This window comes from Duganella zoogloeoides, from assembly GCF_034479515.1.
GTDB lineage: Bacteria > Pseudomonadota > Gammaproteobacteria > Burkholderiales > Burkholderiaceae_D > Rugamonas > Rugamonas zoogloeoides.
Genome location: NZ_CP140152.1, coordinates 3,435,480 through 3,455,628, shown reverse-complemented (window position 1 = coordinate 3,455,628; position 20,149 = coordinate 3,435,480). Strand labels below are relative to the sequence as shown.

The 20,149-nt window shown below is 67.2% G+C and carries 8 protein-coding genes; 4 read left to right on the top strand and 4 right to left on the bottom strand.

Going from position 1 to position 20,149, the window contains the following annotated elements; translation table 11 throughout:
• Positions 1-468: 468 nt before the first annotated feature.
• The 3 genes from SR858_RS15210 to SR858_RS15200 are packed head-to-tail and all read right to left on the bottom strand — an operon-like array spanning position 469 to position 6,361.
• The gene (locus SR858_RS15210) at positions 469-3,132 is read right to left on the bottom strand and encodes a M1 family metallopeptidase (RefSeq protein ID WP_019919853.1); all 2,664 of its coding nucleotides are present in this window, start codon (positions 3,130-3,132) and stop codon (positions 469-471) included.
• A gap of 17 nt (positions 3,133-3,149) precedes the next feature.
• Complete coding sequence (locus tag SR858_RS15205) at positions 3,150-5,579, bottom strand: hybrid sensor histidine kinase/response regulator (protein WP_019919852.1); 2,430 nt, start codon at positions 5,577-5,579, stop codon at positions 3,150-3,152.
• Positions 5,580-5,584: 5 nt separating this feature from the next.
• The gene (locus SR858_RS15200; protein ID WP_019919851.1) at positions 5,585-6,361 is read right to left on the bottom strand and encodes a hypothetical protein; all 777 of its coding nucleotides are present in this window, start codon (positions 6,359-6,361) and stop codon (positions 5,585-5,587) included.
• A gap of 127 nt (positions 6,362-6,488) precedes the next feature.
• On the opposite strand from SR858_RS15200, the gene SR858_RS15195 reads away from it, so the two are divergent.
• The 4 genes from SR858_RS15195 to recD all read left to right on the top strand — a co-directional run bounded on the left by SR858_RS15195 (position 6,489) and on the right by recD (position 18,887).
• Positions 6,489-9,521 (top strand): hybrid sensor histidine kinase/response regulator, encoded by a 3,033-nt coding sequence (locus SR858_RS15195; RefSeq protein ID WP_040377274.1) that lies wholly within the window; start codon positions 6,489-6,491, stop codon positions 9,519-9,521.
• Positions 9,522-9,574: 53 nt separating this feature from the next.
• Entirely contained in the window at positions 9,575-13,060 is a 3,486-nt protein-coding gene (recC, locus tag SR858_RS15190; RefSeq protein ID WP_019919850.1) for an exodeoxyribonuclease V subunit gamma, read from the top strand.
• On the top strand, positions 13,057-16,794 hold the full coding sequence (gene recB / locus SR858_RS15185; RefSeq protein WP_019919849.1) for an exodeoxyribonuclease V subunit beta: 3,738 nt from the start codon (positions 13,057-13,059) through the stop codon (positions 16,792-16,794). The genes recC and recB overlap by 4 nt, the downstream gene beginning before the upstream one ends.
• A gap of 110 nt (positions 16,795-16,904) precedes the next feature.
• On the top strand, positions 16,905-18,887 hold the full coding sequence (recD, locus tag SR858_RS15180) for an exodeoxyribonuclease V subunit alpha (RefSeq protein ID WP_019919848.1): 1,983 nt from the start codon (positions 16,905-16,907) through the stop codon (positions 18,885-18,887).
• Between the two features lie 117 nt (positions 18,888-19,004).
• On the opposite strand, the gene SR858_RS15175 is transcribed toward recD, so the two are convergent.
• Positions 19,005-20,021, bottom strand: a complete 1,017-nt coding sequence (locus tag SR858_RS15175) for a serine hydrolase (protein WP_019919847.1) — start codon at positions 20,019-20,021, stop codon at positions 19,005-19,007.
• Positions 20,022-20,149: the final 128 nt, after the last annotated feature.

Here is a 20,149-nt window from a genome sequence, read left to right as displayed (position 1 = left end):
CCAGCTGGTCGCCGTGTCCAGGTTGGCACGGGATTTCACGGAACATCGCTCAGCGGGCTTGCCGGTGGCCTGTAACACCGGCACCAATTCAATCATCTCAATGCCCCCTCCAACGGCAGGCTTCATCAAGTTTAATGAAGTCCTAAGCCTGTCTTTTCGATTAACTGGCAAAGTAATACCTGTAGCGCGCGGTTAAACCAAGCGCCCGGCTGCCGGACCTTCATTCCGGCACAAATTCAGTCCAGGCGGCGCAGACCAGCCGCCGGACCACCGGCCATCCCCACGCTTTCGAGCGTTTTGCAACCAGCATCACCTCACGGTGGCGCTGGTTTTTTTTTGATGGTGGGGGCTCGCAAACCTACTGCGCGGCCCGCTATCGCCTATCCGTTGCTCAGCGTACCTCCGTACGCTTGCGCTACTCAAGACGATATCGGGCCGCTCGCTACGGTTTGCGAGGCCTCAGACGCTTCAGCGATGGTGCGCCAGCCAGGCGTCGATTTCTGGCAGCCGCTCCTTGCGCACCTTGACGCGGTACTCGATCGAGGCGATCGCGATCTTGACGTCGCCGCGCGCGTCGGCGGCCAGGTGCTGGTCGGCGTAGGTGTTGAGCTTGGCCACCATGGCCGGATCGGCCGAGCGGCGGGCCAGGCCGGGGAAGAAGCGGCTGCGCGACGTGGCGTCGATCTTCTGTTCCACCTGCTCGCGGTGCGCCACCGCGTAGTCGAACGCCAGGTCCGGATGCTGGTTGGCGACGTGGCTGATCATGCTGGCGCTGTTGGTGGCGCCGGCTTCGTCGGTCAGCGCCAGGTCCAGCGCGCGGCGGGCCAGTGCCGGGTTGCGGCTGGAACCGAGCAAACCGTATTGCTCGGCCTTGACCATGGCCGATGTTTCGGCGCGCGCCTCGGCCAGCAGCGCATCCCAGGTCGCTGCATCGGCGTTGGCGGCGATCACGCCCAGGATCGGACGGCGTAAGGTCACCGGCATGGCGTCCTGGTCGCTGTGGCGCAGCGCATAGCGGCGGCGCGCTTCGGCCAGCACGCCAGCGTCACCCATGTCGCCGAGGGCGGCGATCAGCGTGGCGCGCAGGTTGGCGACAGGTGCGGCCTCGCCGGGGACGGCTGTCCAGCCTACCCGCGCGAGCACCGGCGCCAGGCGCGCACGCGCAAAGCTGTCGAAGGCGGCCCGCTGTTCCGGCTTGCCCTCGTAGCTGGCGTGCAGGCCGGCCAGCGTGCCGGCGATGTCTTCCCACACCTGAGGCGCGGCTGCCACCGGCGTGGTGGCCACCAGTTCCAGGTAGCCGGGCGCCGGCATGTGGCCGGACATGCCCAGCGCGGCGGCATCGGCCAGCAACCCCATTTGATCGATGGCCGGCAGGTGGGCGAAGCGCCCGGCCAGCGCGGCAAAGCCCTTCGGCGTATAGAGCGTGCGGTAGTAGCCGCTCTGGCCGGCGTTGACCAGCACCGCGCCGCACTCGGGCAGGGTGATGGTGGCCTTACCGCCGGCAACCACCGTGCGCACAGTGGCGCCGCCCACGGTCCCGGCGATGACCGGCACGCGCCAGCTCAAAGGTTTACGGGGGGTGTCGTCCTTGGCGAATTCACCCTGGGTGAGGGCGACGGTGGCCTTGCCGTTCCTGCATACGGCATCAGCCACGCGGATCAGCGGCACGCCCGGTTGCAGCGTGAAGTCGTGGGCGATGGCGGTGACCGGCTTGTGCGCCGCCTTTTCCACCTGGCGCCACAGGTCGTCGGACACCGTATTGCCGTATGCATGCCTGGCGATGTACGCGCGCACGCCGTTGCGCCAGGCGTCCGTACCCACGTATTCTTCCAGCATGCGGATCACCGCTTCGCCCTTCTGGTAGGTGATGTTGTCGAAGGCCTGGCTGGCCTGTTCCACGGTAGCGATGCGCTGTATCACCGGGTGGGTGGAGGCCAGGGCGTCGCTGGCCATCGCGCCTTCGCGCGTGTGCACCGCGCGCAGGTGCCAGTCCCATTCCGGGTGCAGGCGCGCGGTGGTGCGTGATTCCATCCACGATGCAAAACCTTCGTTGAGCCACAGGTCGTCCCACCAGGCCATGGTAACCAGGTTGCCGAACCACTGGTGGGCGATTTCGTGGGCGGCGGTGACAAACACCCCTTCGCGGTCTTCCTGGGTGGCGGTGCGCGGGTCGAGCAGGATCGCGTATTCGAAGGTAAAGATGGCGCCCCAGTTTTCCATGGCGCTGAAGAACTGGCTCTGGCCCGGCGCGCCGATATTGTCCAGTTTTGGCAGCGGGTACTTGACGCCGAAGTAGTCGTTATACTCGCGCAATACGGCGCGCGACGAGTCGAGCGCGAACTGGGCCTGGTTCAGCGTGCCGGTTTGCGTGATCACGCCGATCTCGGTGCCGCCTTCGGACGTGGTGGCGCGCTCGAATTCACCGAGGCCGAAGAACAGCAGGTAGGTGGACATCTTCGGCGACGTGGCAAAGCGCACCAGTTCGCGCCCGTCGGCCAGCGTGGTGGTCGCTGCCACCGGCATGTTCGACACCGCCATCTGGCCGGCGGGAATGGTCGCCTCCAGTGCGAACGTGGCTTTATAAAACGGCTCGTCCCATGACGGGATCACGCGGCGCGCCTCGGAGTTTTCAAACTGGGTGTACAGCGCCCGCCTGGCTGCGCCGCCGTTCTGGTAGTCCAGCGCGAACAGGCCGGCGGCCTGGGTGCCGATCAGGCCCGTGTACGCCAGTTGTAGCTGGTAGCTGCCCGGTTGCAGCGTGCGGCCGAAGCGGAAGGTGGCGGTTTGCTGGTCGGCGTCGAGGTCGATGGCGGTAGCCGCTTGTGGCGGCTGGCCGGCGCCGGCGCTGAGCGCAGCGCTGGAAAATGCCAGGTCGGCGGCATTGAGCACCAGGCGGTCGGTCGCCTGCGTGATATCGAGCGAGATGACGACGCTGGCGCTGAACGTGCGGCTGGCGGCGTCCGGCGTGAGCGACACCGCGTAGTGCGTGGGCGCGGCATTGCGCGGGAGCTGGGTAGTCTGTTGCGCGGCTGCCCTGGATTTGGTCGCTGGTCCTGCCTGCGCTGCATGGGTGAGGACAGGGCCCAGGGCCAGAGCCGCCGTCACGGCGATCGACATCAAACTGCGTTGCATGGTTTTCCTTGTAATGGTTAATTCAGCCAGACCCTGAGCAGCGACAGCAGTTGCCCCACATCGACCGGCTTGCTGATGTAGTCCGACGCGCCGGCGGCGATGCATTTGTCACGATCGCCCTTCATGGCCTTGGCGGTAAGCGTAATAATCGGCAGCGAACGGAACCTGGCGATGCGCCGGATCGCGCGCATCGTGTCGTAGCCATCCATTTCCGGCATCATGATGTCCATCAGGACGATCTCGATGGACGGATCGCGCTCCAGCACCGCGATGCCATCGCGGCCGTTTTCTGCGAATGATACCTGCATCTGTTGGCGTTCGAGCAGCGACGACAGGGCGAAGATATTGCGCACGTCGTCATCGACGATCAGCACACTGCGCCCGGCCAGGCTGCCCTCGGCTTCGTGGATATCTTCGAGCATGCGGCGCTGGGACTCGGACAGATTGGCCGGTGACCGGTGCAGGAACAGCGCGGTCTCGTCGAGCAGACGTTCGGGCGTGCGCGCTTCCCGGATCACGATGCCGTTGGCGCCGCGTTCGAGGCGGGCGAGCCGGTCGAGCTGCTTGCGATCGATGTCGCCAGCGGTGTTGACCACCAGCGGCAGGTCGCGCAGCGCGCGGTCGGCAGCGATGGCGCCCAGCAGTTCGAAGCCGCTCATGTCGGGCAGCGCCAGGTCGAGCACCATGCAGTCGAAGCGCCGCGTGCGCAGTGCTGCCAGCGCGGCCATGCCGGTATTTACGGCCACGATGTCCAGGTCGGCGGCGCCGAGCAGCGCCACGATGGCGTCGCGCCCGGTGGCGTCGTCAGTCACCACCAGCAGGCTGCGCTGCATGCGCGCAAGAAAGGCGCGGATGCGCGCGAACAGGTCGCGCAGCGCTTCGCGGTCGGCCGGCTGGTACTGGTACAGATTCAGGTAGAGGTACAGATAGGACTGGGCTCCCAGGCGCAGCGCCTGCTGCCGGTCGCGTTCCTGCTCGCGACGGTTGGACACTGCATGCACGGGAATATGGCGCGTGCCCGGATCGCGTTTCACGCGTTCAAGCACGGTCAGGCCGTCGATGTCGGGCAGGTCGAGGTCGAGCAGGATGGCCGAGGGCAGGTAGTCGCGCGCCAGGCTCAGGGCCGAGTCGCCGTTGGGGGTCACCACGCCCTTGAAGCGATGAGCGCGCGCCAGGTCCAGCAGCATCGCGGCAAGCCGCTCGTCGTCGGTGATGATCAGCACCGACGGATCGCCTGGCGCCAGCAGTGCGCGGTCGTCGTGGTAGTCGATCTCGTCTGCCGATTCCTCGTGGAGCAGCTCCGGCAGTTCCACGACTTGCATTGCCACGGCCCTGGGCGCCGGCGCCGGTTCCAGTGCGGGTTCGGACGCAACACAGCCGGCCCGATACCATGGCAGGAACAGGGTAAACGTGGAACCGCCGCCCACCACCGACTCTACCCGGATCTCGCCGCCCAGCAGGCGCGCCAGTTCGCGCGAGATCGACAGTCCCAGGCCGGTGCCGCCGTACTTGCGGGCGGTGGAGCCGTCGGCCTGCTGGAACGCCTCGAAGATCAGTTGCAGCTTGTCCGCGACGATGCCCACGCCGGTGTCGGTGACGGCAAACGCCAGCACCGCATCGGCGCGGCACAGGGCGGGCAGGTCGCTGGAATAGCCGCCGTCGGCCAGCCCGATCGTCAGCGCCACGCGGCCGTGGGAGGTAAACTTGAACGCGTTCGACAGCAGGTTTTTGAGGACCTGCTGCAGGCGCGTGGTGTCGGTCATCAGGGCGGCGGGCAGGTCGCCCTGCAGTTCGATCGAAAAATCCAGGTGCCGGGCCTCGGCCATGTGGCGGAAGGTGCGCTCGACATACTGGTGCAGGTGCTCGAACCGGTATTCGGAAAACTCGAGCGTGACCGTGCCCGATTCGATCTTGGACAGGTCGAGGATGTCGTTGATGAGGGTGAGCAGGTCGGAGCCGGAGCCATGGATGGTGCGGGCGAATTCCACCTGCTTGTCCGACAGGTTGCCGTCCGGGTTGTCGCCCAGTTGCTGCGCCAGGATCAGCAGGGAATTGAGCGGCGTGCGCAGCTCGTGCGACATATTGGCCAGGAACTCGGATTTGTACCTGGACGACAGCGCCAGCTGGGTGGCCTTTTCCTCCAGTGCCAGCTTGGCCTGCTCGACCTCGATGTTCTGCTCCGACAGCAGCCGCGCCTTTTCCGCCAGTTCCTGGTTGGTCTGCCGCAGTTCCTGCGCCAGCGATTGCGACTGCGTGAGCAGGGCGCCGGCCCGGCTGTCGGCATCCATTTTTTCGCTGGCCGCCATGATCTGGTTGAGCGTGTCCGCCACCTGGCCGGCCACCCCGGCGCCGCCGGACGGCATGCGGGCGGAAAAATCGCCGTTTTTCAGGGCTGTCAGCGTTTGCAGCAACAAGCCGGCGTCAAGCCGGTCGTCCGGACCGGTCATGGGATTCACCGCTGGGTCAGATGCAGCGCCACGCGCACGCCGCCCACGCGCGCTTCGACCAGGCCCGGTCCGGTCACGTCCACCGGCGCCGTCAGCGTCCCGGTGGTGATGACCGCGCCGCGCGGAATTGTGATGCCACGGCGGGCGAACTCGCTCCACAGGAAGGCCACTGCCGCGAAGGGCTCGGTGCGGTCATCGCCTTGCAGCGACGTGGCAATCACTTCATCGTTGAAGCGCATTTCGACAGGGGCCAGGAACGGCTCGGTGCGCGACAGGTCCACGGCGTCGCCGCATACCAGCGCGTGAAAGCCCACGTTGTCGGCAGCAAAGCTGGGCTGGCCCACGGCCTTGCGGTCGACAAAGCGGCTGCGCACCACTTCGATCGCAGCGAACACCCGGTCCACCATGGCGTGGTCGAATGGTTCGTCGGCCGGTACCACGCCGCGCGCGAACGATACCGCCACTTCCGCCTCCAGCGTCAGCGGCGCGCCGGCGTGGATGGCCAGCGTGGCGCCGGCGTGCACAAGCCGCGACGGCACCACCGCGCCGATCAGCGGCACGGCCGGCAGTTCACCGCGCAGGCAGCGCGGCGAGGCGCCAGCGATCTTCCAGCCGATCACCGGTTCGCCGCCCGCCGCCAGCACGGTGGTTTGCACCAGGTAGCCGTCGTCCACGGTGGCGGGACGCTCGTCCGGCGGCAGGGCGACCAGCAGTTGCGCCGTGCGGCCGGCTTTCTGCAGGCGCGCGGTGGCGGCAGCGGGGTCAAAGGTATTGTCGGTCATGCGATCTCAATGTGACTAAATCAAGCGAGTATCCTACATGACAATTCTCACCAATTCTTCTACTGGTTACATTTCGGCATTAATAGTATGCTTCCGCTGCAACTTTTTGCATTCGAGAAGCGATCTCATGCTCACATCGGGTATTAACACGAAATCTGTCAACAGCGCGCGCCTGCTGCTGTGGGGCGCCGGCTGGGCATTGGCAATGGCCGTGGGCGTTGCCGCATATTGCGTGGGCGACCGCATTGTCGATGCCGATGCCCGCCAGCGTTTCGATCACCTGGCCCGCAGCACCCAGTATGCGATGTCCGTGCGCATCAAGGCGTACGCCAATGTCACGCGCGGGCTGGCGGCGCTGTTGCAGACCAACGACGCGCTCGATCGCCGCCAGTTCCAGCAGTATGTCGCCGGCCTGGACCTGCCGCGCCAGTTTCCCGCCGTGGTGGCGATGACCTGGGAACCCGAGGCTGGCGCCGGTTTCGTCGCCTACCAGGGCGCCTATCCTGCCGGCCATGCCGGCGCCGGGGGCGAGTTTGGTATCGGCCTGCCGGTGTACCGGGATGGCATGCCGCAGGATGATGCTGCCCAGCGCCGCGCCGCTTATCGCGGCATGGCGGGCCTGAATTTTTCGGTCGCCAAGCTGATGCAGATCGTGCTCGATGAAACCATGGTGCGCGACGTGCGCCTCGATCTGTACGCCGATGGCAGCGTCGATCCCGACCGCCGCCGGCTGGTGATCGAGCCGCGCGACCGGCTGCTGTTCAGCGAACACGGTGCGGCGCCCGCTGCGGCGCTGGCGGATGGCGACTATTTCGAGTCGGTGCTGCCGGTCGATTTCAACGGCGCCTTGTGGAAGGCGCGGTTCCAGGTGCGCAAGACGGCGCTGCGCAACGGCTTCGATGTGTACTTCCCGCTCGCATCCGCACTGGTAGGCGGGGCCGGCACGCTGCTGCTCTACAGCTACCTGGCGGTGCTGTACCTGTCACGGCGGCGTGCGGTCAAGCACCGCGTGCTGCTCGATACAGTGCTCAACAACCTCGACGCGCACGTGTACATGAAGGACCAGAACCGCCGCTACATCTATGTCAACCCGAAGATGGCCGAGCACCTGGGGCTGCCGGCAGCGGAAATCGTGGGCCGGCGCGACCGCGAGCTGATGCCCGAGGAGAAGGCCGATGCCGCGTGGGCGCTGGAGCAGCCGGTGTTTGCCGATGGCGTCAAGCGCGCCAGCGAAACCCAGTTCGCCTGTCCCGCCGGTGTGGCGCAGTACCACTGGAACGTGCGGGTGCCGGTCACGCTGGGACGCTCGGTGACGGCGGTGATTGGCGTCTCGACCGATGTCACGGAATTGCATCAGTTGAAGGACCGGGCCGATACCGCCAACCGCGCCAAGAGCGATTTTTTGTCGAACATGAGCCACGAGATCCGCACACCGATGAACAGCATCATCGGCATGGCCCATCTGGCGCTGAAAACGGTCACCCACCCCAAACAGCGCGACTACCTGCAAAAGATTTATCACTCGGGCCAGCACCTGCTGGGCATCATCAACGATATCCTCGATTTTTCCAAGATCGAGGCGGGCAAGATGGACCTCGAGGTGCTCGATTTTTCCATCGACATGCTGCTCACCAACCTCACCAGCCAGCTGGGCGAGGTGGCCACCGCGCGCGGGCTGGAGCTGGTGTACGAGATCCATCCCGACCTGCCGCGCCAGTTGCGCGGCGATCCGCTGCGCCTGGAGCAGGTGCTGATCAATTTCACCAGCAACGCCATCAAGTTTTCCGAGCAGGGCAGGGTGCACGTGCGCGCGCGCCTGCTCGAAGAGCGCGACCATCACATGGTGGTGCGTTTCGAGGTGCAGGACCGGGGCATCGGCATGAGCGAGGACGAGGTGGCGCAGCTGTTCCAGTCGTTCCACCAGGCGGACACTTCCACGACGCGCCGCTACGGCGGCACCGGCCTTGGACTGGTGATCAGCCAGCAGCTGGCTGAGTTGATGGGCGGCCGGGTGGGCGTGGAGAGCCGGCTCGGCGAAGGCAGCACGTTCTGGTTCACGGCGCGCCTGGACCGGCCTTCCCGCGCCATGTCCGACGAAGCTGATGGCGGCGATAGCGGCGATGGCGCCAATGTGTACGATCCGCAGCAGGCGGGCCTGTTCGAGAGCATTCGAGGCGCCTCGATCCTGCTGGTGGAAGACAATATCTTCAGCCAGCAGGTGGGGCAGGAACTGTTGGAAGACGGCGGCGCCACCGTGTGCGTGGCCAACAACGGCAAGGAGGCGATCGACCTGCTGCTCAAGGAGCGCTTCGACTGCGTGCTGATGGATGTGCAGATGCCGGTGATGGACGGTTTCGAGGCCACGCGCCTCATCCGCGCCCACCCCAGGCTGTCCGGCACCCTGGTGATTGCCATGACCGCCAACGCCGGCCGCGACGACCAGCAGCGCTGCATGGACGCCGGCATGGACGAATTCGTGACCAAGCCGGTGGCGCCGCGGCTGCTGTTTGCGGTGCTGGCCAAGTGGCTGGACCAGCGCGCCGCCACGCCGGAAGCGGCGCTGCGGCCGGTGGTGCCGCCGCCACCGTCGTTCTTCACCATGGCCGACGGCCAGCCCACGGCCGCTGGCGCGGTGGTGCTGCAGGCGGCTGAGCCGCAGGCCGCTGCTGCGGACAGCCTGGCGGCGCACGGGCCGGCCGCTGCGCCAGGCGCGCCAACACCGCCGACAGCGCTACCGCCGCAATCACCGCGGCCGCCATCACAGCAATCACCGCAGCCGCCATCACCGCCGTCAGCGCCGCCGGCCGAAGGCGAACTGTTCGACATCGCCGCGCTGGCGCAGACCTTTGCCGGCAAGCCGGACAAGATGCGCAAGTACACCCAGCTGTTCCTCGACTCCGCGCGCGACACCATGGTGGAAATCGATGCCGCGCTGGCCGCTGCCGACCTGGCGCGGCTGTCGGAACTGGGCCACCGTCTCAAGTCGTCGGCCCGCGCGGTGGGCGCCATGCGCTTCGGTAACCTGTGCCTGGCGCTGGAACAGGGCCGCCAGGACGCCGACACGGCCAGGGCTGGCGCGCTGGTGGCGCAGATGCACGCGCTGTTGCTGGTGCTAGGCCCGCACATGGAACAGGAACTGCTGGCCTACGATCCCGGCTAGGGAGATAATAGGGCTTTTAAAAATACGCGTTTCGTCACGCCCTCGAGAGCCCTATGCATTCCAGCATCACCCCCGGCCTGTTGATTTTGCACGGCAACCAGATGGAGCAGCTGCGCGCGGCCGTGTTCCAGTGGTTGCACAACCATCCGCTGGGGCCCCTGGAGCCGGAAACCTTCCTGGTGCAATCGAACGGCGTGGCCGAGTGGCTCAAGATCGCGCTGGCCGAGGAAATGCGCGTGTGCGCCGCCACCCGCGTGGCGCTGCCGGCGCGCTTCCTGTGGGAGACCTATCGCGGCATGCTGGGGCGCGACCGCGTCCCCCGGCGCTCCGCGTTCGACAAGGGCCCGCTCACCTGGCGCCTGATGCGCCTGTTGCCCACGCTGCTGGCCGACCCGGTCTTTGCGCCGCTGCGCCACTTCCTGGCCGACGGCGAGGCCGAACGCCGGCTGCAACTGGCCGAACGGCTGGCCGACCTGTTCGACCAGTACCAGGTGTACCGCGCCGACTGGCTCGACGACTGGGCCGGCGGCCGCGACCAGCTGCGCTGCGCCCGTGGCGACATCATCGCATTGCCGCCCGAGCAGCGCTGGCAGGGCCAGTTGTGGCGCGCGGTGATCGACGACGTCGAACCGCACGAACGCGCATTGGGCCGCGCCACCGTCCACACCGAATTCGTGCGCGCCAGCGCGGCCGGCGAACTGCCGCTGGGCCGCCTGCCACGCCGCATCGTCATCTTCGGCGTCTCGGCGCTGCCGTACCAGACGCTCGAAGCGCTGGCCACGCTGGCGCGCCACACCCAGGTGGTGCTGGCCGTGCCCAACCCGTGCCGCTACTACTGGGGCGACATCATCGAGGGCCGCGACCTGCTGCGCTCCGCGTACCGTCGTCAGCAGCTGCGCAACGGCCAGGACCTGGGCGCGCTGCCGCTCGAAGAGCTGCACGCCCACAGCCATCCGCTGCTGGCCAGCTGGGGGCGCCAGGGCCGCGACTTCATCCGCATGCTCGACGAATTCGACGAAGCGGCGGCCCATGCCGCAGCCGCTTCCGGCGATGACGACGCGGTGACACCGCTGCGCGTGGACCTGTTCGGCGATGAGGACGGCGGCACGCTGCTGGCCCAGGTGCAGGCCGCCGTGCGCGACCTGCTGCCGCTGTCCGAGCACCCGCACGTTCCGCCCGGTGCGGCGGACCGCTCGATCGAATTCCACGTCACCCACAGCGTGCAGCGCGAGGTCGAGGTGCTGCATGACCAGCTGCTGCAAATGTTTGCGGCGACGCCGGACGGCGGCACGCCACTGCGCCCGCGCGACGTGGTGGTGATGGTGCCCGACATCGACACCTTTACCGCCGCCATCCACGCCGTGTTCGCCCAGCACCGCCGCAGCGACCCGCGCTACATTCCGTTCGAGATCGGCGATGTCAACGACCGCAGCGTCAATCCGCTGCTGGTCGCGCTGGAGTGGCTGCTGCGGCTGCCGCAGCAGCGCTGCCGCCAGAGCGAAATCCGCGACCTGCTCGACGTGCCGGCACTGGCGGCGCGCTTCGGCCTCGGCGACGACGACCTGGCCACCCTGGGCCAGTGGATCGAAGGCTCGGGCGTGCGCTGGGGCCTCGATATCGAGCACCGCAGCGGGCTGGGACTCGGCTCCGCCGGCGAACAGAATGCCTGGATTTTCGGCGTGCGCCGCATGCTGCTCGGTTACGCCAGTGGCGGCGGGGGCGGTGGCGCCACCGCCAGCTTTGCCGGCATCGAACCATACGGCGAAGTGGGCGGCTTGGACGCCGCGCTGGCCGGTTCGCTGGCGCAAATGGTGGAGTCATTGCTGCACTGGCGCGCGGCGCTGGCGCAGGCGCGCACGCCCGCCGATTGGGGCGTGCAGGCGCGCGCGCTCATGGCGGCGTTCTTCAAGGCCGGCGAGGAGGGCGACCGCCTCACGCTGGCGCAACTGGACGATGCGCTCAACAACTGGCTGGAAACCTGCGACAGCGCGCAGTTCCAGGAGGAAGTGCCGCTGGCGGTGCTGCGCGAAGCGTGGCTCGGGCTGATGGACGAGCCCACGCTGAACCACCAGTTCGTCTCCGGCGGCGTCACCTTCTGCACCCTGATGCCGATGCGCGCGGTGCCGTTCCGCGTGGTGTGCCTGCTGGGCATGAACGACGGGGACTTCCCGCGTCGCGCCCCCAAGGCCGACTTCGACCTGCTGGCATTGCCCGGCATGGCGCGCCCGGGCGACCGTTCGCGCCGCGACGACGACCGCTACCTGATGCTCGAAGCCGTGCTGGCTGCGCGCGAAAAGCTGTATATCAGCTGGGTGGGCCGCAATGTGCGCGACAACAGCGAGCAGCCGCCATCGGTGCTGGTCTCGCAACTGTGCGACTACCTGAAAGCCGGCTGGAACATGACATTGGCAGAGCGCACCACCGAGCACGCGCTGCAACCGTTCAGCCGCCGCTATTTCGAGCGCGACGGCCTGCTCACGTACGCGCGCGAATGGCGGGCGGCGCACGACGTTGACTATGCCGACGAGGCGGACGCCGATGCGCCCGCCGACGTGCTGCCACCGTTCGCGCTGGACGAAAAATACCGCCTTAAGCTCGGCGCACTGGCGGGCTTTCTGCTCCAGCCGGTGCGCTACTTCTTCCGCGAACGCCTGGCCGTGGTGTTCGGCGAGGCGGCGCAGCTGGGCGACGACGAGGAACCGTTCTCGTTCAATGCGCTCGAGCGCTACCTGCTTGAAGACACCATGCTCGACAACGACGCCGACACCGAGCAGCTCGACGAAATCCACGACAAGCTCACCGAACGCGCCGAACAGCTGGCGCGCGAAGGCGTGCTGCCCATCGGCCTGATCGGCCGCCAGTACCAGCGCCAGCTTGTCACTTCGCTGGCGCCCGTGCGCCATGCGTGGCTGACGCTGCGCCAGCGCTACAGCAAGCCGGCCGCCAAGTTGGCGCTGAGCCTGGACCTGGGTCCGGTGCAGCTCGACGACTGGCTCGACCAGCTGCGCAGCGATGGCGCCCAAACCGTGTGGCTGATGCAGCTGTCCTCGCGCGTGGCTGACAAGCAGGGTAAAGCCCGTGGCGACAAGCTGATCGCAATGTGGGTGCGCCAGCTGGCGGCCGCCGCTGCCGGGCTGTCCGTGACCGGTTACCTGGTGGCGCGCGACATGGTCGTCACCATGGCGCCGCTGGACCGCGACGAAGCCTTGCAGGCGCTGCGCGTGCTGGCGGCGTGGTGGCGCGATGGCATGGACCGTCCGTTGCCTACCGCCTGCAAGACGGCGCTGGCGCTGGTTGGCGACGGTGGCGATGGCGGTAGCGGGGAGAACAAGGCCAACGCCCGGACCGCATACGACGGCAGCTTCGAACTGCAGGGCGAAAACCAGGACCTGTGCCTGGCGCGCCTGTGGCCCGATTACAGCGCCTTATCGGCGCAGCCGGATTTCGAACGCGTGTCGCAGGAACTGTACGGACCGCTGGCGCGCTGGCTCGAGCAATGTATCACCATGACGCCGATCGACGGCGAGGACGCAGCATGAGCACCGTACCAAACACCGCCAACGAGCTCAAACCGCTCACCTTTCCGCTGCACGGCTCGCGCCTGATCGAAGCGAGCGCCGGTACCGGTAAAACCTGGACCATCGCCGCGCTGTACGTGCGGCTGGTGCTGGGGCACGGCGGCGACGACGGCTTTGTCCGCCCGCTGCTGCCGGCCGACATCCTGGTGATGACCTTTACCCGCGCCGCCACGCGCGAGCTGTCCAACCGCGTGCGCGAGCGCCTGGTGGCAGCGGCCGCGTACTTCCGCCACGTTGACAGCGACGAAGCGCAAACCATCGCACCGGATGCCTACCTCGACGCCATCCTCCAATCGTACCCGGACCGGGGCGAACGCCAGCGCGCCGCACACCGCCTGATGCTGGCGGCGGAAACCATGGATGAAGCGGCGATTTTCACCATCGATGCCTGGTGCCAGCGCATGCTGCGCGAGCACGCGTTCGACAGTGGCAGCCTGTTCGACGAGGAACTGGTCAGCGACGAGCAGGCGCTGTTCGAGGATGCCGCCAACGATTACTGGCGCCAGCAGGTGTATCCGCTGGCCGCGCCGGAACTCGAAGCGCTGCTGGCCTGCTGGGGCGATGTCGAGGTGCTGAAAAAATCAATTCGCGACCTGGTGCGCCGCGCCGACATCATCGGCGACGATGACCTGCAACGATCGCTCGGCACGCTGATCGCCGCCGTGCAGCGCCAACAGCAGGCCGCGCTGGCTGTTCTGAAAACCGGCTGGGTGGACCGCGCCAACCGCATGGAGCAGTGGATCGCCCAGCTTACCGCCGCCACGCCCAAGTTTTTCAATGGCGTCAAGATGCGCGCCGCGTCGGTGGCGGCATGGTTCGAAGCGCTGCGGTCCTGGGCCCAGGATCCGGCCGCTGTCATGCCGGACCTTACCGCCACCGCCTGGAACCGGCTCACGCCGGACGGCATCGCCGATGCGTTTTCCAAGGACAGCCACGCGGTGGTGCCCGACGACTTCGACGCCATCGCCGAACTGAAACAAGCGCTCGACGAGTTCGAGCCGCTCGCGCATGCGCTGTATCGCCACGCGGCGGGATCGGTGTCGCTGCGCATGGCGGAACTGAAAAAGCGCAACCGCCAGTTCGGCTTTGCCGACATGCTCGACCGCCTGAACGCGGCGCTGCAGGGCGAGAATGCGGCAGCGCTGCGCCAGCGCATCGTCGAGCAGTACCCGGTGGCGCTGGTGGACGAGTTCCAGGATACGGCGCCCAACCAGTACCAGATTTTCAACCTGCTGTACCGGGTGGCGGACAACGACCGTAACACGGGCCTGTTCCTGATCGGCGACCCCAAGCAGTCGATTTACGGCTTCCGCGGCGCCGACATCCACAGCTACCTGTCGGCGCGCACCGCCACCGAGGGGCGCCATTATCAGCTGGGCACCAACTACCGCTCGACCGGCCCGGTGGTCGCTGCCGTCAACCACTTGTTCCTCAATGCCGAAGGCGCATCCGGTGCGGGCGGTTTCGGGCGCGGCGCGTTCCGCTTCCGCGATCCCGGCACCCGCAAAAATCCGCTGCCGTTCGAGGCGGTGGCGGCGCAAGGACGCGCCGACCGGCTGGTGGGCGGCGCTGGCGATGCACCGGCGCTGGTGGTGGCCTGCACCGGGCTGGAACTGAAAAGCGACCAATACCGCGAGTTCTTCGCCAATCACTGCGCCGAAGACATCGTCGCCCGACTCAACGACGCCAAGGCCGGCTTTGCCGGCCCGGACGGCTTGCAGCGCCTGAAACCCGCCGACATCGCCGTGCTGGTACGCGACCGCAACGAAGCCGCTGCCATCCGCCGCGCGCTGCAGCGGCGCAAGGTGGCCAGCGTGTACCTGTCCGACAAGGACTCGGTCACCAACAGCGAGGAGGCGGGCGACGTGCTGCGCTGGCTGTCGGCAGTCGCCAATCCGCTCGACGGCGGCCTGGCCCGCGCCGCATACGCCACCCGCACCGCCGGCCTGCCGCTGGCGGAACTGGCCGCGCTGTCGTCCGACGAACTGGCGTGGGAAGCGCGGGTGGAGCAGCTCAAGGGTCTGCACATCGTCTGGCAGCGCCAGGGCGTGCTGGCCATGCTGCGCCGCTTCATCCACGAGCTGCAACTGCCGGCCGCCTTGCTGCTGCAGCCGGGCGGCGAGCGGCGCCTGACCAATTTGCTGCACCTGGCCGAACTGCTGCAATCGGCCAGCCGCCAGCTCGATGGCGAACAGGCGCTGATCCGCTGGCTGGCGGAACAGATCGAGGGTGGCGCTGGCGGGGAGGGCGACGAGCGGGTGCTGCGCCTGGAGAGCGACGCCGAACTGGTGAAGGTGGTCACGGTCCACAAATCGAAGGGCCTCGAATACCCGCTGGTGTACCTGCCGTTCGCCGTCACGGCGCGCAAGGTGGACCGGCGCAACCGCAGCTTCTTCGAATTCAGCGACGATGACGGCACGCGCCGCATCGACATGGCGCTCACCGACACCGCGCTGGCGCTGGTGGAAAACGCCCGGTTGCAGGAAGACCTGCGCCTGCTGTACGTCGCGCTCACCCGCGCGCGCCACTTCCTGTGGCTGGGCGTGGCCGCGCTGGGCGCGCGCAAGGGTGGCGCCAACGGCCTGCACGACTCGGCGCTCGGCTACCTGCTCACTGGCGGCGCGCCATTGCCAACCGATGCGATGATCGGGCGCTGGAACGACACCTGCAAGGACTGCCCGGCGATCAGCATCGCAGATCTGAAGGGCGATGGCATGCCGCCCACCATGCTGCACCGGGTGGACGACCGCCCGCAGCTGGTCGACGCCCCCCATTACACGGGCCGCTTTGAGCGCGACTGGTCGGTGGGCAGTTTCAGCTCGCTCGCGCGGCGCACTGGTCCCACCGCCACCATCGGCGGCGATCCAGTGACTGCGTTGCCGGTGCCACGCGACGCGGCCCAGGAAAAAGTGCTCGAAGATGCCGACCTGCCGGCCACCGTGCCGGCCATGAAGGTCGAAGACGCGCCGTGGCACCGCTTCCCGCGTGGTTCCGTCCCCGGCAACTTCCTGCACGAGCAGCTCGAGTGGCTGGGGCAGGAAGGGTTTTATACGGTCGATGACGAGCACTTCGATGCGCGCCTCACGCGCCGGGTGGAGCGCGCCGGCTGGGGCAACCGCCTTGATGACACGCTGGCGTGGGTGCGCGAAATCGCCCGTACGCCGCTGCCATATCTTGAAACGCCGCTGTCAGGCATCGACACGCCGCTGGCCGAAATGGAGTTCTGGTTCCCCAGCGAGCGGCTGTCCACCGGTGCGCTCGACCGCCTGTGCGTGGCGCGGCTGCTCGACGGCATGGCGCGTCCGTCCCTGCCCGAGCGCCAACTGCACGGCATGCTCAAGGGCTTCGCCGACCTGGTGTTCGAACATGAAGGCCGCTACTGGGTGCTCGATTACAAATCGAATGCGCTGGGCGCCGGCGACGCCGCCTACCAGAAGCCGGCGCTGATGGCGGCCATGGCCGAACACCGCTACGACATCCAGGGCGCCATCTACATGCTGGCGCTGCACCGGCTGCTGCAAAGCCGCCTGGGCGAGGACTACGACCCGGCCGAACACCTGGGCGGCGCAGTCTTCCTGTTCCTGCGCGGAATCGCCAACCCAACCACGCGCGGCTGCTACTGGATCGCGCCCGACCCGGAACTGCTACGGCAACTGGACGCATTGTTCGACGCCGGGAGCCACCATGACGCCTGAGCGATGCATGCCATTGCCGGCAGAAGTCCGGGCGCCAGCCGGCAGCAACCGCCACGCGCGCCCTGAACCCGCAGCGGCGCTGGCGCAACCAGCCGCACTAGTTGACACGAATGACCACCATGACGCCTGAATTATCCGCACCACTGCTGGCCCAAGTCGATGCGCTGACCGAAAACGGCCGGCTGCGGCGCCTGAGCGGAGCTTTTGCCCGCTTTATCGCCTCGATCGGCGGCGGCTCGCCGCCACTGATGATCGCCTGCGTGCTGTTGTCCGAATTGGAAGGGCGCGGCCACAGCTGCCTGATGCTGGCCGAACTCGCTGGCGACCCGGCGCCGCTGCTGGGGCTGGACGCCGAAGAGTGGGCGGCGCTGCGCGCGGCAGTGGCCGCTGCCGGGCCGTGGCCGAAAAATGTCGCCGCCTGGCGTACGCTGCTGGCCAGGTGCGAGCAGGTATGGCCGGTGGGCGACCTCGATTTCCAGCAACCGCTGGTGCTCGACGGCGAACGCCTGTACCTGCGCCGCTACTGGCGCGATGAAACCCAGGTGGCGCACGCGGTGCGCGCCCGGGCGCTGGGCGGCCTGGTCGCCAGCGACGCCGACGACCAGACCGGGGCCGTGCGCCACTGGCTCGACATCCTGTTCGCACCGGGCGCCCACGCGGACGGCGTGGACTGGCAAAAGACCGCCTGCGCGGTGGCCATGCGCGGCAAGCTTGGCATCATCACCGGCGGACCTGGCACCGGCAAGACGTATGCGGTGGCGCGCTTGCTGGCGCTGCTGTTTGCCACCAGCGGCGGCCAGGAGTCGAGCTTGCGGGTAGCGCTGGCCGCGCCCACCGGCAAGGCGGCGGCGCGCCTGAAACAGTCGATCGACGTGGCGCTGGCCGGCCTGGACCATCGCGTGCGGGCGGTGATGCCGCAGCGCGAACTGGGCGCCGCGCGCACCTTGCACAGCCTGCTCGGCGCCCGGCCCGATACGCGCGCCTTCCGCCACCATGCCGGCAACCAGCTTGACGTCGATGTGCTGATCGTCGATGAAGCGTCGATGATTCACCTCGAAATGATGGCAGCGCTGCTGGCGGCGCTGCCGTCCACCGCCACCCTGATCCTGCTTGGCGACAAGGATCAGCTGGCGTCGGTGGAGGCGGGCGCCGTGCTGGGAGATCTGTGCCATCACGCCGAGGCCGGCGGCTACGATGCGGAAACCTTGTCGTATGTGCAAGCGAGTACCGGCCAGCAGTTGCCCGAGCAATACGCGGGGCGTGCCGGTCCGATTGCCCAGCAAACCGTGATGCTGCGCGAAAGCCGCCGCTTCGGCGGTCCGATCGGCGCGCTGGCGCTGGCCGTCAACGGCGGCGATGCGGCCGGTGCGGTGCGCATCCTGCGCGCGGGCGAAGAGAAAAAAGTGGCCTGGACCGATCCGGCGCTGCCGGGCGACCTGCTGCAACTGTCACTGGCCGGCCGCGACGGCGCCCCTGGCGGCTACCGCGATTACCTGCGGCTGGTCGAGCAGGGCCCTGCCGGCAACGACCCCGGCGACCACCTCGCATGGGTGCAAGCGGTGCTGAAATCGTTCGAGACCTTCCGCATCCTGTGCGCCGTGCGCGACGGCGAGTGGGGTGTCTCCGGCTTGAACGAGGCCATCGAAAAGCGCTTGCAGGCGGCCGGACTGTTGCGCCGTACCGGCGAATGGTACGTCGGACGGCCGGTCATGGTCACCCGCAACGACTACGGCACCGGCGTGTTCAACGGCGACATCGGCTTGACCTTGCCCGACCCGGCCCGGCCCGGCGCGCTGCGCGTGTATTTCTCGGAAGGAGATACCGTGCGCAGCGTGCTGGCCACGCGGCTGCGCAACGTCGATACGGCATTTGCCATGACCGTGCATAAGTCGCAAGGCTCGGAGTTCCGGCACACAGTGCTGGTGCTGCCGAAAGATGGCGGCGGGGTGCTGGCGCGCGAGCTCATTTATACCGGCATTACCCGCGCCCGGGAGTTCTTCACGTTGCTGACGCCGAACGGGCAAGTCTTGCTCGAAGCGATAGCGCAGCGCACGCAGCGGGCCAGTGGATTGAGGGATTTGCTGGAGAGGTAATGCCAGAAGTTGGCGTGATGGTGCTCATTCCTGGTAGATTCGGTAACATCACGCGCTGAGGCAGGCGAAAAAAAACCGGACGCCAGGGTCCGGTTTCTTGTTCTACAACCACCGCACTTACATCTCGCGGCTGGTCCGTTTCGACGCTTTGACAGCCGCCTGTTTCTTCGCCTTGACCGAGGTTTTGACGATCTTGGCCTTGCGCACCGGCTTGGCCTTGGCCGATGCCTTGACCACGCGCGGCTTGTCGGCCTTGACCTTGGCTGAAGCCTTGACCATGCGTGGCTTCTCGGCCTTGACCTTGGCCGATGCCGCCAGCAGGCGCGGACGCTCGAGCGAACGCGCTTCCGGGCCGACGATCAGGCGGCGGATATTGACCGCGTCGGTGATGCGCGCCGAGTTGGCCTTGGCGTTGAGCAGCACCAGGGTGTTGTTCTTGCCGCCGCTCTTGAAGCGCATGATCAGGCAACGGCCCGCTTCTTCGGTGTAGCCGGTCTTGGACAAGCCGACGTCCCAGCCCTTGGCGCCGACCAGGCGGTTGGTGTTGTGGTACTCGACGTCACGGCCCTTGATCTTGATCAAGTCCTTCTTGTCGGTCGTGATGCGGGTGATTTCCGGATAGACCGACGCCGCCCGTGCCATCTTGACCAGGTCGGTCGCGGTGGAGCGGTTGTGCGGCGACAGGCCGGTTGGCTCCTCGATCACGGTGTTGGCCAGGCCCAGCGCGCGGATCTTGGCGTTGACCGCGCGGCGGAACCCCTCGGTGCCGCCTGGATAGGTGCGGGCCAGCGAGGCTGCAGCGCGGTTGTCCGAGGACATCAGCGCCAGTTGCAGCACGTCGCCACGCGTGATGGCGGCGCCGACCGGTACCCGCGAGGTGCTGTGCTTGAGCATGTCCACGTCGGCGCGGTCGATTTCGATCGCTTCCTTCATGTCCTGCTTGGCATCGAGCACGACCATGGCGGTCATCAGCTTGGTCAGGGAGGCAATGGGTACTTGAATGTCGGCATTCTTTTCCAGAATGACTTTGCCGGTGTCGTCTTCGACAACCAGCACCGACTGTGAACCGAGCGGCACTGCCAGGGCGGCGGCAGTAAACGTACTCAGCAAGACAGCAACAATTTTCTTGAGCATGTTCGGTAGTTTCGGTTTGGGATGTAGGGTGGAACAGGGCGTCGTGGAGGCGACGCAGCACATGACCAGGACGGTAGAAAACCACTGGCTATGCGGCAACACTGAGGTTGGACGATAACATTAAAGTG